At 74.9% G+C, this 12,235-nt stretch carries 13 protein-coding genes; 5 read left to right on the forward strand and 8 right to left on the reverse strand.

Translation table 11 applies throughout. The annotated features are described in order from the left end of the window. Window positions 1-120 precede the first annotated feature (120 nt). Window positions 121-405, reverse strand: a complete 285-nt coding sequence (locus tag ACIQ9P_RS16535) for a glutaredoxin family protein (RefSeq protein ID WP_402355547.1) — start codon at window positions 403-405, stop codon at window positions 121-123. 251 nt (window positions 406-656) lie between these two features. On the opposite strand from ACIQ9P_RS16535, the gene ACIQ9P_RS16540 reads away from it, so the two are divergent. From ACIQ9P_RS16540 to ACIQ9P_RS16550, 3 genes are all read left to right on the forward strand, one after another. After that, complete coding sequence (locus ACIQ9P_RS16540; RefSeq protein ID WP_402355549.1) at window positions 657-1,700, forward strand: HAD family hydrolase; 1,044 nt, start codon at window positions 657-659, stop codon at window positions 1,698-1,700. A gap of 587 nt (window positions 1,701-2,287) precedes the next feature. Further along, window positions 2,288-3,064, forward strand: coding sequence for an ECF subfamily RNA polymerase sigma factor, BldN family (locus tag ACIQ9P_RS16545; protein ID WP_402355858.1), 777 nt, complete (start codon window positions 2,288-2,290; stop codon window positions 3,062-3,064). Between the two features lie 280 nt (window positions 3,065-3,344). Next, window positions 3,345-4,700 (forward strand): DUF5667 domain-containing protein, encoded by a 1,356-nt coding sequence (locus ACIQ9P_RS16550; protein ID WP_402355551.1) that lies wholly within the window; start codon window positions 3,345-3,347, stop codon window positions 4,698-4,700. A gap of 146 nt (window positions 4,701-4,846) precedes the next feature. Here the strand turns inward: ACIQ9P_RS16550 and ACIQ9P_RS16555 are convergent, their stop codons facing one another. From ACIQ9P_RS16555 to ACIQ9P_RS16580, 6 genes are all read right to left on the reverse strand, one after another. Then, window positions 4,847-5,860: a lysophospholipid acyltransferase family protein gene (locus tag ACIQ9P_RS16555; protein ID WP_402355553.1), complete on the reverse strand. Its 1,014-nt coding sequence runs from the start codon at window positions 5,858-5,860 to the stop codon at window positions 4,847-4,849. Between the two features lie 6 nt (window positions 5,861-5,866). Further along, window positions 5,867-6,997, reverse strand: coding sequence for an NAD-dependent epimerase/dehydratase family protein (locus tag ACIQ9P_RS16560; protein ID WP_402355555.1), 1,131 nt, complete (start codon window positions 6,995-6,997; stop codon window positions 5,867-5,869). A gap of 206 nt (window positions 6,998-7,203) precedes the next feature. Next, a complete protein-coding gene (locus tag ACIQ9P_RS16565; RefSeq protein WP_003948845.1) occupies window positions 7,204-7,302 on the reverse strand; it encodes a 30S ribosomal protein bS22 in 99 nt (32 codons plus the stop codon). A gap of 191 nt (window positions 7,303-7,493) precedes the next feature. After that, window positions 7,494-7,703, reverse strand: a complete 210-nt coding sequence (locus tag ACIQ9P_RS16570; protein WP_045937940.1) for a helix-turn-helix domain-containing protein — start codon at window positions 7,701-7,703, stop codon at window positions 7,494-7,496. A 251-nt stretch (window positions 7,704-7,954) separates the two neighbouring features. Next, entirely contained in the window at window positions 7,955-9,151 is a 1,197-nt protein-coding gene (locus ACIQ9P_RS16575; protein WP_402355557.1) for an acetoin utilization protein AcuC, read from the reverse strand. Window positions 9,152-9,220: 69 nt separating this feature from the next. After that, on the reverse strand, window positions 9,221-9,598 hold the full coding sequence (locus ACIQ9P_RS16580; RefSeq protein WP_402355559.1) for an HGxxPAAW family protein: 378 nt from the start codon (window positions 9,596-9,598) through the stop codon (window positions 9,221-9,223). Between the two features lie 106 nt (window positions 9,599-9,704). Between ACIQ9P_RS16580 and ACIQ9P_RS16585 the strand changes: the two genes are divergently transcribed. Beyond that, entirely contained in the window at window positions 9,705-10,190 is a 486-nt protein-coding gene (locus ACIQ9P_RS16585; protein ID WP_402355561.1) for a MarR family winged helix-turn-helix transcriptional regulator, read from the forward strand. A gap of 45 nt (window positions 10,191-10,235) precedes the next feature. Here the strand turns inward: ACIQ9P_RS16585 and ACIQ9P_RS16590 are convergent, their stop codons facing one another. Beyond that, window positions 10,236-11,438, reverse strand: coding sequence for an MFS transporter (locus ACIQ9P_RS16590; RefSeq protein ID WP_402355861.1), 1,203 nt, complete (start codon window positions 11,436-11,438; stop codon window positions 10,236-10,238). A 389-nt stretch (window positions 11,439-11,827) separates the two neighbouring features. On the opposite strand from ACIQ9P_RS16590, the gene ACIQ9P_RS16595 reads away from it, so the two are divergent. Next, complete coding sequence (locus ACIQ9P_RS16595) at window positions 11,828-12,190, forward strand: peptidoglycan-binding protein (RefSeq protein ID WP_402355563.1); 363 nt, start codon at window positions 11,828-11,830, stop codon at window positions 12,188-12,190. Window positions 12,191-12,235 lie beyond the last annotated feature (45 nt).

A 12,235-nucleotide genomic window follows, 5' to 3' on the forward strand; every position in this document is an offset into this window, starting at 1 on the left:
GCCGGGAACGCGGAATCTTCACAACGATTCGGCGAACCGCCCCCGCCGTTCGGCGGGGGCGCTGGGGGCGCCCGTCGGGTCCCGCGGACGTCCCGCGGCCCGGGGCCGCCGGGGCCGGGATCAGCCGCCGAGCGCGGCCCGGAGGCGCTTCTCGTCCACCCGCCAGAAGTCGTGCTGGCGCCCGTCGATCAGGGTGACCGGGATCTGTTCCCAGTAGAGGTGGTGGAGCTCCGGGTCCTGGGTGATGTCCTTCTCCTCGAATGCCGCGCCCAGCTCGGCCGTCACCCGGACGATCACCTCCCGGGCGTCGTCGCACAGATGGCAGCCGGGCTTGGCCACCAGGGTCACCGTCCGGTCGGCCGGCTCCGGGCCCCGGTTCTTGTCACGTCGCAGCAGTGGACTCACCCCGCCATTGTGCGCCGCCCCGGCGGGCGGACCGGACCCGGCCGACCGACCCGCCGCCCACGCCGCCGATCCGCCCGCTGCCCCACCCCGCCGACCACCCCGCCGACCCGCCCGCTGCCCCACCCCGCCGACCACCCCGCCGACCCGCCCGCCGTTCACCCGTCGGGCACGCCGCCGTCACGGCCGCCGTTCACCCGTCGGGCACGCCGCCGTCACGGCCGCCGCACAGGTGGCTGGCTATGCTCGATGACATGGCCGTGATCCGAAGGCTCACCCAGGCAAAGCGCTCCACCGGCTCGCGGGCCGCGCTGGCGGGCGAGGCCGCGGCGGAGGCGGCGGAGGCCGCCCTGCGGGCCGCCCCGGCACCGGCCGGAGCAACACCGGCGGCACCGGACGGGAGCGCCGGGCCGACGGGGGACGCCCGGCCGGCCGGGGCGCCGGAGCCCACCGGGGAGGCGGAGCCCGCCCGGCGCGGCAAGGCGCCGAGGCCCCCCGCCGAGAACCACACCCCCGAGCCGGACGACCCGCGCGCCGCCGCCTTCTTCGACTGCGACAACACCATCCTGCGCGGGGCCGCGATCTTCTACCTCGGGGTCGGCCTCTACCGCCGGGGCTTCCTCACCCGCCGGGACATCGCCCGCTTCGCCTGGCAGCAGGCGTGGTTCCGACTGTACGGCGCCGAGGACCCGGACCACGTGGCCGACGCCCAGCACACCGCCCTGGGCCTGGTCGCCGGCAAGCGGACCGCCGAACTGGAGGCGCTCTGCGAGGAGGTCTTCGAGGAGGTCATCGCCGACAAGGTCTGGCCGGGCACCCGGGCCCTGGTCCAGATGCACCTGGACGCCGGACAGCGGGTCTGGCTGGTCACCGCCGCCCCGGTGGAGGTGGCCCGGATCATCGCCGCCCGGCTCGGCATGACGGGGGCGCTCGGCACCGTCGCCGAGGCGCGCGACGGCGCGTACACCGGCCGGCTGGTCGGCGAGCTGCTGCACGGGCCCGCCAAGGCGGCCGCGGTGCGCTCGCTGGCCCGGCGGGAGCGGCTCGACCTCGACCGCTGCGCCGCGTACAGCGACTCGGCCAACGACATCCCGATGCTGTCGCTGGTGGGCCACCCCTACGTCGTGAACCCGGACGGCGCGCTCCGGCGGCACGCCCGGGCGCAGGGCTGGCGGGTCCGGGACTTCCGGACCGGACGGAAGGCCGCCCGGGTCGGCCTGCCGGCCGCCGCCGCGCTCGGCGTGGCCGCGGGTGCCGCCGCGGCCTGGGCCGCGCTGCACCGCCGGAACCGCCGCTGAACGGAACGGCCCCCGGGGAGGGCCACCGGGGCCCGCGCCGGAGTGGGGCCGGTCAATTCGCGCGCTGACGATGCCGCCCGTACGGGCGAACTCCCGCGCGTCGCGGGCCCGTCCGGCCCTGTCGATCGAACTCGCCAGCCAGTGACCGGATCTGATCGTTCGCCAGCTCGGCAAAGTCGGGGGTTATCCGGCCCCAGAACCGGGAAACCGCCCGCCACGCCACCGAATTGGTCACCTGGCGCACTCGTTCTGTCACGTTGGGCCAGGCGATCGCCGACATGTTCGGTCAGTGTCAGCCGGATATCCGCTCAATGCGGATCCCAAACGACCACTTCGACCACACGGTGTAGCTGTCATTGCACAAAGCGTTATTCTCTCCTGGATGCACGTCACCCAACCGCCCCAGCGCGACCCGGGGGGCGCGGACGTGCTCTCCGCGCAGGCGGAGGTGATCCGTCCACAGTTCTGCCTCTGGGAGTCCCGTGTACCCACCCGTCCGGAACGACGCGCCTGCACCCTCCCGCCCGTCGTCCGCGCCCCTGCGCTCCCGTACCAGCCTCCGCGGCCGCCCGGTCCCGCCCCGGCAGATCTCCACCGGCCTGGACCTGCTGCGCAGCCTGCTCCGCAGCCAGCTCGCCTCCACCCCCCAACTGGTGCCCGCCGGAGCCGCGTTCGGTCAGACCCAGGACCGCCCCGGCACCCCCCTGCTGCGCACCACCGCGGCCGGCTCCGCCGGGGCCGGCACCCGGGGCCGGGCCGGCAGCGCCGGCGGCCGCAGCCGCTCCCGCACCACCACCGGCCCCGGTTACGAGACCGAGCACAATCCGATCATGGAGCTGGTCGAGCGGGCCCAGGCCGGCGAGAGCGAGGCGTTCGGCCGGCTCTACGACCACTACGCGGACACCGTCTACCGCTACATCTACTACCGGGTCGGCAGCCGGGCCACCGCCGAGGACCTCACCAGCGAGACGTTCCTGCGCGCGCTGCGCCGGATCGGCACCTTCACCTGGCAGGGCCGGGACTTCGGCGCCTGGCTGGTGACCATCGCCCGCAACCTGGTCGCCGACCACTTCAAGTCCAGCCGGTTCCGGCTGGAGGTCACCACGGGCGAGATGCTCGACTCGAACGAGTGCGAGCGCAGCCCCGAGGACTCGGTGCTGGAGTCGCTCTCCAACGCGGCCCTGCTGGAGGCGGTCCGCCGGCTGAACCCGCAGCAGCAGGAGTGCGTCACGCTGCGCTTCCTGCAGGGGCTGTCGGTGGCCGAGACCGCCCGGATCATGGGCAAGAACGAGGGCGCCATCAAGACCCTCCAGTACCGCGCCGTCCGCACCCTGGCCCGCCTGCTCCCGCCCGACGCGCGGTGAGCCGGCGGCGGTCCGGGGAGTCCCCGGGGGAAGCGGCGGGAGAGATAGCGGGCGGGCCGTCACCCTCGGCGGCGGCCCGACACATCCGGGTGAACGGTCGGTCCGATGATCAGTCGTGCGTAACCGACCGCCCGCACCGCTCGTTGGCCAGCTTGCAAGCCTCCACCAGGCGTGCGGTCAAGTCGAATTGCGACCTCTCACCCGATGGAGTGGCTTTGGCTTGCCGGGGCAACCGTCCGGCAGGCCGGGGTGTCGACAACGACGAAGGGAGGTGTGGCCCGTGACGGCAAACGTGCTGGAGCACCGGCGGGCGAAGGCCCTCGCCGAGGCGCTGGAGGCCCACCAGGCGGAGCAAAGCGCCGACGACGGCAACGGAACGGCCAACACCGCTGCCGGCAAGGCCGGTTCGGCCGCGATGGCCGAACTCATCGACACGGTCGGCGCGCTCCGCGCGCTGCCCGCCCCGGAGCTCGACCACGAGGTCCGGACCGTCCAACGCGCCCAGCTGATGGCCGCGTTCGAGCAGGCGTTCGCGGGCGGGCCGGGTGTCACCGTGCCACGCCAGCGCCGCCACCGGGCCGTCCGCACGGCGCCGCGCGGACGCTGGAGCCGCCGGTTCGCGATCGGCGGACTCGTCGCCGGCCTCGCCGTCGGCAGCTTCGCCGGGGCCGCGGCCGCCAGTGGCAACGCCCTCCCGGGCGACCCGCTGTACGGCATGAAGCGCGGGCTGGAGGGGCTGCGGCTCAACCTCGCGGACACCGACAGCGAGCGCGGCGAGCTGCTGCTCGACAACGCGGCCACCCGGCTCGGCGAGGCGCGGTCACTGGTGGGCAGGTCGGGCACCGGCGGCTCGCTCAGCCCGGGCACCGTCGAGCAGGTCCGCAAGGCCCTCGACGACATGCACAGCGACGCCCTCAAGGGCCGGGACCTGCTGCGCGCCGTCTACCGCAACAACGGCTCGCTCGACCCGATGCGCACCCTGGCCGGCTTCGCCCACGACGAGGACGGCACCTGGGCCGAGGTCCAGTCCCGGCTCCCGGTCCAGCTCGTCCCGCAGGCCCACATGGTGGACCAGCTCTTCGACGACATAAGCCAGGACGTCGCGCCCCTGCGTCTGGTCCAGCAGCCCGCCACGAGCGGGATGCCGGACGACGGCGGGGCGGGCGACGGCACCCGCGGGAACGGCGGCCAGGGCGGGCCGTCCACCGGCACCTCGCCCGGCGGCGACCCGGCGGTCGGCGGAGCACCGGCCCAGGGCGGCGCCACCGGCGGACCGGCCGGCGGCGCGGTCGGCGGTCGGCCCGGCAGCACCCCGCAGGTCCCGCCGCAGGGCGGCGCGCCCGCACCGGCGGCGCCCGCGGCCCCGGGCGCACCGCTCGCACCACTGCCCGGCGGCGACGCCAATGTCGTGCCCGCGCCGGTCGGCGGACTGGTCGACAACCTCACCAGTGGACTCACCGGGGCCAAGCCCTCGCCCAGCGCGGACGCCCAGGCCCCGGCCCCGGCACCGGACCGCTCCCCGGCGCAGCCGTCGGAGTCGCCCAGTGCGAGCAGCAGCGCCGCGCAGCAGCAGGGCGTCGAGGTGCCCCCGCTGATCCCGGGCCTGCTGCCCGGTCTGCGGATCCTCGGCGGCTGACCCGGCGACCGCGACGGCGGGCCCCGGCGGACGAGCTGTCCGCCGGGGCCCGCCGTTCGCCGCGAGGATCCGGGGCCCCGGCCGTCCCGGGTCGGGTCCGGCCGTCCCGGGACGGCCGGACCCGACCCGGAAGAACCCGGACCGACTCAGAAGAACACCGAGCGCCGCCGCACCAGCAGCTGGTAGAGCGTGTGCTGGATGGTCTCCCGGACCTCGTCGGCCAGGTCGAAGACGAGCATCGGGTCGTCGGCCGCCTCCACCGGGTGCCGGTCGGTCGGGATCGGCTCGCCGAACTCGATGATCCACTTGGTCGGGAGCGGCACCGCCCCCAGCGGACCCAACCACGGGAAGGTCGGCGTGACCGGCACGTACGGCAGGCCCAGCAGCCGGGCCAGGGTCCGGAAGTCGCCGATCATCGGGTAGGTCTCCTCGGCCCCGACGATCGAGCACGGCACGATCGGCGCCCGGGCCCGCAGCGCCGAGGAGACGAAACCGCCCCGGCCGAAGCGCTGGAGCTTGTACCGCTCGGAGAACGGCTTGCCGATCCCCTTGAAGCCCTCCGGCCACACCCCGACCAGTTCGCCGCGCTCCAGCAGACCCTGGGCGTCCTCGTTGCAGGCCAGCGTGTGCCCGGCCTTGCGGGCCAGCTCGTTGATCCCGGGCAGGACGAACACCAGGTCGGCGGCGAGCATCCGCAGGTGCCGGTGGTGCGGGTGGTGGTCGTGTATCACCACCTGGGTCATCAGGGCGTCCAGCGGGATCGTCCCGGAGTGGTTGGCGACGATCAGCGCGCCGCCCTCGGCCGGGATGTTCTCGATCCCGCGCACCTCGATCCGGAAGTACTTCTCCGCCAGCGGCCGCAGCAGCCCGAGCAGCACCTCCTCGGTCAGCTCCCGGTCGAAGCCGAACTCGTCCACCTCGTAGTCGCCGGTGATCCGGCGGCGCAGGAAGGCGAGTCCGTCGGCGGCCCGGTCCTCCCAGCCCTTGCCGAACGCGCGGGTCGCGGCGGCGCCCAGCCGCCCGGCCAGCGCGCCACCGACGGCGCCGGCCACCCGGTCGGCCAGGCCGGAGCCGTCGGCCGGCGGCTCGCTCCAGCTGGGGGCGGACTCGATCGGGATCACCTTCGCCTCACCCGGCGCGTTCTCGGCGGCGGCACTCATGCGGGTTCAGCTCCTGGGTCGGTGCGGTCGGGCGGGGGCGCCCGGGGTGGTGGAGCCCGGGGCGGGGGGTCGGCCGGCCTCCGGACCGAGCAGCCCGGCCAGGCCGTCGGTGACGGCGGTCAGCCGTCGCGGCGGCAGCAGGCCCGGCGCCTGCGCGGCGGCGAAGTCCGCGAACGCCTCCGGGGTGGTGAACACCGGGCGGTAGCCGAAGGCCCCGCGCAGCCGCGCGGTGTCCACCACCCGGCCGTGGGTCAGCAGCCGCAGGTGCTCGGGCGAGACGTCGACCAGCCGGGTCTGCCGGGCCAGTCCGGCGATCCAGCTGACCGCGGGAAGCAGCAGCGGCAGGGTCGGCCGGCCGAGGCGGCGGGCGCACTGGGAGAGCAGCAGCACGCCCTCGCCGGCGACGTTGACGGTGCCGGTGTTCACGGTGCCGGGCTCGGCCGGGAAGGCCGCCCGGCAGAGCACCTCGACCACGTCGTCCTCGTGCGCGAACTGCAGCCGGGGGTCGTAACCGAGCACGGTCGGCAGGACCGGCAGCGCGAAGTAGTCGGTCAGCGGGGTGTCGGCGCCCGGGCCGACGATGTTGGCGAACCGCAGCACCGTGACGGCGACGTCCGGACGGCGCCGGGCGAAGCCCCGGACGTAGCCCTCCACCTCGACCGCGTCCTTGGCGAAGCCGCCGCCCGGCAGGGTCTTCGGCTGGGTCCGCTCGGTGAACACCGCCGGGTCGCGCGGCGCCGAACCGTAGACGCCGGTGGTCGACTTCACCACCAGCCGGCGCACCCCCGGCGCCTTCTGACAGGCGCCGAGCAACTGCATGGTGCCGATCACATTGGACTCCTTCACCGCGGAGCGGTTGGTGGAGCCCAGTCCGGTGGCGCTGACCGCGAGGTGCACCACGGTGTCGACGCCGTGCTCGGCGATCACCCGCGCCACGGCGGGGCGGCGCAGGTCCAGCTGGTGGAAGCGGTACGGCGCGGCGGGCCCGTCCGGGTCGGCGAGCGCGCGCAGGGCCGGGCGCGGCGGCTGCACGTCCACGCCCACCACCAGATCCACTCCCGGCCGACGGCGCAGCTCGGCGGCGAAGCGGGCGCCCAGGTGCCGGGCCACGCCGGTGACGAGCACGACCGTTCCCACAGCGCTGCACCCCATTCCTCGGCCCGGGAGACCTGCGTGCACCGTACCGCGCCGCCCCCGCGGGCCGGGAAACGACCGGGCCGGGGACGGACGGGCGGGGACCGACGGCCGGAAGCAGCGGGCCGGGAAACGACACCGCCCGCCCCGGCCGGAGGGCCAGGACGGGCGGAGTCAAGCGCTGGGCGCGCGAGCGCGGCCGGGGGCGCTTACTTCTTGTTGCGACGCTGAACGCGCGTGCGCTTGAGAAGCTTGCGGTGCTTCTTCTTGGCCATACGCTTGCGACGCTTCTTGATGACAGAGCCCACGGAACAACCCTCGCTCACTGAGACTCTCGCCCGTGAGAGACGGAGTCCATACGACTGACGTGAGGGCCCAGCCTACCGTCCACTCGCCCAGGGTCGTAATCGCACCCCCTGGAGCAGGCGAACCGCAGGCGAATCCGGAGCGAACGGAGACGGGGCCCACCGGTGGTGGACCCCGTCCGGACCGGCCTCGCCTACGCGCTTTCGAGCCGCACGTAGGACTCCTTGAGGTACTCGTGCACTGCCTGCTGGGGCACCCGGAACGAGCGGCCGACCCGGATGGCAGGCAGCTCACCGCTGTGCACCAACCGGTAGACCGTCATCTTGGAGACCCGCATGACCGCGGCCACTTCGGCCACGGTCAGGAAGACGACGTCCTGCAAGGGGCGTTCGCCGGAACTCATGACCATCACCCGACCCTTACCCGTGTGCAAGGCACCGGCTTCCCCTCCGGTGACTCCACCGGCACACGTGTATCCCCAGAGTAGTTATGGGTGGTACCAGTGGGAAGGGGGAGAAGCCCAGTCCTCGTACGGTGAGGGATAAGTCGGTTGCAGTACGTAGCCGATCGGCGATATGTACCGGTCGGCCTGCGCACGGAACGCGACCGGACACCAGGTCTTCGCAAGCGGACGACGCCCGTCCGGCGGCCCGGTCAGGGCAGCAGGCCGTGGTGCGGCAGAACGGCGCGGCGGGCGGCCAGGATCGCCTGGTCGAGCCGGTCCGCCGGATCGTATCCCGCGTCGAAGTCGCGCCAGACCGGGCGGGCGCCGTCCGTCATCCGCAGCGGGGCGGGGCCCCGGGTGCGCCGGTAGACCTCGGCGCGCCAGGACTCCGGGGTCTCGGTGGCCGGGTCGACCGGCCGGCCCGCGGCGGTGGCGACCAGATGGGTCCAGGCCCTCGGCACGACGTCGACGACCGCGTAGCCGCCCCCGCCGAGCGCGATCCACCGGCCGTCGGCGTGCTCGTGCGCCAGCCGGTGCAGTTCCTCGGCGACGGCCCGCTGGGCGTCCACGGTGACGGCGAGGTGGGCGAGCGGGTCCTCCAGGTGGGTATCCGCCCCGTGCTGGGTGACCAGGACCTGGGGGCGGAAGGCCCCGAGCAGCTCGGGCACCAGGGCGTGGAAGGCGCGCAGCCAGCCGGCGTCCCCGGTGCCGGCCGGCAGTGGGAGGTTGGCGGCGGAGCCCTCGGCACCCGGGCCGCCGGTCTCGGTGCTCCAGCCGGTCTGCGGGAAGAGGGTGGCCGGGTGCTCGTGCAGCGAGACGGTGAGCACCCGGGGGTCGTCCCAGAACGCCTGCTGGACGCCGTCGCCGTGGTGGACGTCCACGTCGACGTAGGCGATCCGCTCGGCACCCAGTTCGAGCAGCCGGGCGATGGCGAGGGCCGGGTCGTTGTAGACGCAGAAGCCGGAGGCGCGGTCGGGCATCGCGTGGTGCAGCCCGCCGGCGAAGTTGACGGCGTGCGGCGTCTCGCCGCGCCAGACCGCCTCGGCGGCGGCGACCGACTGGCCGGCGATCAGCGCGGAGGCGGAGTGGACGGCGGGGAAGGACCAGTTGTCGTCGGTGCCGAGGCCGTGCCGCGGGTCCTGCCGGTCCGGGTGGGCGGCGGCGTGCTTGACCGCCTCGACGTAGGCCGCGGTGTGCACCAGGCGGAGGGTGGAGTCGCCCGCGGCGGGCGCGGAGCGGACGGTGACACCGGGTCCGGCGGCGAGGCCGAGCTCCTCCACCAGGCGCATGGTGAGCGACAGCCGGGCGGGGTCCATCGGGTGGCCCGGGCCGAAATCGTAGGCGGTGACCGCCTCGTCCCAGAAGAGGTGCAGGCCGCAGGAGGGGTCACGCTCGGCGTCGGGCATGGCGTCCACCGTAGTGGGTGGCGGCCGCGCGACCGGGCAACAGGTCCTCGAACGCCCGCCGTACGGGAGTCAGACCCGGGTGCCCGCCCCCGGGGCGGGCACGGCGGCGGCGACGGGCGCGGCGGCCGGGGTCGCGGCGCGGGCGGTGCGGCGGCCGGCCAGGCGGCAGCCGAGGCAGTCGGGGTGGCCGCGGCGGCCGGCCGGGTCGGGGACGCGCCAGTGCCGCAGCTCCGGCGGGCGCGGCCCGGTGGCCTTGCCCCGGCCGGCCAGGTGGAGCGTCCAGGCGGCGACCGCCCCGAGCAGGATCAGCGCCGCGCCCGCGCAGAGCCCCGGCCCGGAGCCCGCGACGAAGGCGGCGCCGGCGACGGCGAAGCCCAGGGTGACGACGGCGGTGCCGGTCCAGCCGGCCACGGTGTGCCCCATGTCGTGATCAGCGTGTGCGCCCATGTCTCCTCGTTTGGTGTGATGGACGGGTCCACCCGGGCTCCCGTCCGCGAACGGACCGACGTCTTATCTCACGAGTTAAGTAACTTAGATGCTAAGGAGATTTCCCGTGGAGGGCAAGCCGCGCCCCGAGGCGTCCCCCGAGCAGGCGCTCTACGCGATGGACCGGATGATCGCGCTCGCGCAGTTCGGCCAGCAGGACATCGCGGCGCGGCTCGGCCTCAACGTCACCGACCTCACCTGCGTCGGCTTCCTGATCGAGGCGGCGATGGCCGGTCAGGCGCTGGCGGCGGGCGACCTCGCCGAACGCGCGCAGCTGACCACCGGCGCGGTGACCGGTGTGCTCAACCGGCTGGAGAAGGCCGGGTACGCCCGGCGCGAGGCCGACCCGGACGACCGCCGCCGGGTGCGGGTGGTGCTGGAGGCCGCCGCCCAGGAGCGGATCATGGAGGTCTACGGCCCGTTCTACGGACGGATCAACGGCCTCTTCGCGGACTACACCCCGGCTGAGATCGCCGTGCTCACCGACTGGTTCGCCCGGGCGAGGACGATCCTGCACGAGTCGCTGGAGGAGATCAGGAAGGCGACTCCCTGAGCCGCCCCCTCGCGGCGGGCCCCGGGGCCCGCCGCGGGCGAGTCGCTACGGCGCGCCCCGGACGGCGTCCCGGACGGCCGGACCGGACGGGACCGGGGACGGCGCGGCAGCGGCCGGGGCGAAGCGGTCGGCCAGCGGCAGCACGGCCAGCACCAGCAGCATCGGCGCCAGCAGCGCCCAGCGGTACGAACTCGCGTCCGCGAGTGCTCCCACCAGCGGCGAACCGACCAGGAAGCCGACGTAGTTGAACAGGTTGAGCCGGGCCACCGCGGCGTCCGAGTCGGCCGGGAACAACCGCCCACCGGCCGCGAACACCTGCGGGATGATCGCGCAGATCCCCAGTCCCAGCACGGTGAACCCGGCGATCCCGGCCCAGGCGGCGGGCGCGGCGGCGGCCAGCGCGAACCCCAGCGCGGACAGCGCGGCACCGGACCGCACCACCGGCACGGCGCCCCAGCGCTGCACCGCGCGGTCCCCGAGCGCCCGGCCGAGCAGCATCGCCACCATGTAGCCGAGGTAGGAGAGCTTGGCGACGTCCTCCGGACTGCCCAGCCCGTCGGTCAGGTACTTGACGCTGTAGTTGGAGACCGAGGCGTCGGCGATGTAGGCGAAGGCCATCACCAGGCAGAGCGGCAGCAGCGGCCGCCAGGGGATCGACCGGGCGGCGGCCGCGGCGGCCTCCCGTACCGCGTCACCGAGTTCGGCCGGTCCGGCGAACCAGCGGCCGGCCAGCAGCGCGAGCGGGGCGACCACCCCGGCCGCCGTCCCGAACAGCACCGGCAGACCGAGCCCGACATGCGCGCCGAGACCCGCGGCGGCCGCGCCGACGATGCCGCCGAGGCTGAAGGCGGCGTGGAAGCCGAGCATCACCGAGCGGCCGTAACGGTGCTGGAGCCCGACCCCGAGCATGTTCATGCTCGCGTCCAGCGCGCCGACCAGCAGGCCGAAGGCACCCAGGGCCAGCGCCAGTTGCCACAGCTCGCCGCCCAGTCCGGCGGCGGCCAGGGTGGCGCAGACCGTCGGCTGGACCACCCGCAGCACGGCCCGCGCGCTCGTCCGGCGCACCAGCCGCTCGGAGGCGATCGACCCCACCCCGGCCAGCACCGGCACCGCGGCCAGGAACAACGGCAGCAGCGAGTCGCTCAGCCCGTACCGGTCCTGGATCTCCGGGATGCAGGTGACCAGCAGGGCGAAGGTGACGCCCTGGAGGAGGAAGCTCGCGGCCAGCGCCGCCCGGCCCGCCCGCAGCCGCGGCGTGACCGGGACGCTCCCGCCCCCCACGCTCCCGTCCCCCTCGTCGCTCCCGGAACGGTAGGCACTCTCGGTAGGCACATCCACCTCGCTACTGGCCGGTACGGCGGTCGGTGGCGAGAGCGTAGGCGCTGACGGGCGTTCGCGGGAGGGGGTGCGCGCGCGGGACGGCCGCGCGGAGGCCGGCCGACGGACCCGGAGCCACCTGCGGCGTCACCGCCGGCGCCGTCCCAGGGCCGTCCCGGGACGGCCCTGGGACGGCTCTGGGACGGTCCGGGCCTTGGTCGTCGGCCCCCGAACGAGCAGAGTCGTGGCCAGTCCGGCACCACGCCGGACGCACCGACCGCGGGCCGGCCCCGGCACGCGTTCACAGGGAGGGAACCCCCATGCGCAAGATCCTCACCGGCCTGGCCGTCGCCGGCCTCGTGTTCGCCGGCGGCGTCTCCACCGCCACCACCGCGTCCGCCGCGAGCAGCGGCCAGCCGTGCTCCGAGTGGAGCACCGCCGAGCCGCTGCTGAAGGCCAACTCCACCGGCGACGCGGTGCGCGAGCTCCAGTGCGAGCTCAACCGCTCCATCCACCCGGACCGGGGCTACAAGCTGATCGCCGACGGCGTGTTCGGCCAGGCCACCCGCAACGCCGTTCTCTACTTCCAGGGCTGTGTGCACATCCAGCAGGACGGCGAGGTCGGCCCGCAGACCTGGTCGAAGCTGGACTACTGGAACGTCCAGCCGAACTACGCCTGCTGATCGACCGTCACGAGTGCGGGGGTGGGGCACCGGCGCCGGTGCCCC

The sequence above is a fragment of the Kitasatospora sp. NPDC094019 genome, from assembly GCF_044764505.1.
In the GTDB taxonomy this organism is placed as follows: Bacteria; Actinomycetota; Actinomycetes; order Streptomycetales; family Streptomycetaceae; genus Kitasatospora.

Excerpts from the sequence above, each read along its gene's own strand:
- ACIQ9P_RS16540 (WP_402355549.1), top strand. The coding sequence starts at position 657 with ATGGCCGTGATCCGAAGGCTCACCCAGGCAAAGCGCTCCACCGGCTCG.
- ACIQ9P_RS16555 (WP_402355553.1), bottom strand. The coding sequence starts at position 5,860 with ATGAGTGCCGCCGCCGAGAACGCGCCGGGTGAGGCGAAGGTGATCCCG.
- ACIQ9P_RS16570 (WP_045937940.1), bottom strand. The coding sequence starts at position 7,703 with ATGAGTTCCGGCGAACGCCCCTTGCAGGACGTCGTCTTCCTGACCGTG.
- ACIQ9P_RS16575 (WP_402355557.1), bottom strand. The coding sequence starts at position 9,151 with ATGCCCGACGCCGAGCGTGACCCCTCCTGCGGCCTGCACCTCTTCTGG.
- ACIQ9P_RS16580 (WP_402355559.1), bottom strand. The coding sequence starts at position 9,598 with ATGGGCGCACACGCTGATCACGACATGGGGCACACCGTGGCCGGCTGG.
- ACIQ9P_RS16595 (WP_402355563.1), top strand. The coding sequence starts at position 11,828 with ATGCGCAAGATCCTCACCGGCCTGGCCGTCGCCGGCCTCGTGTTCGCC.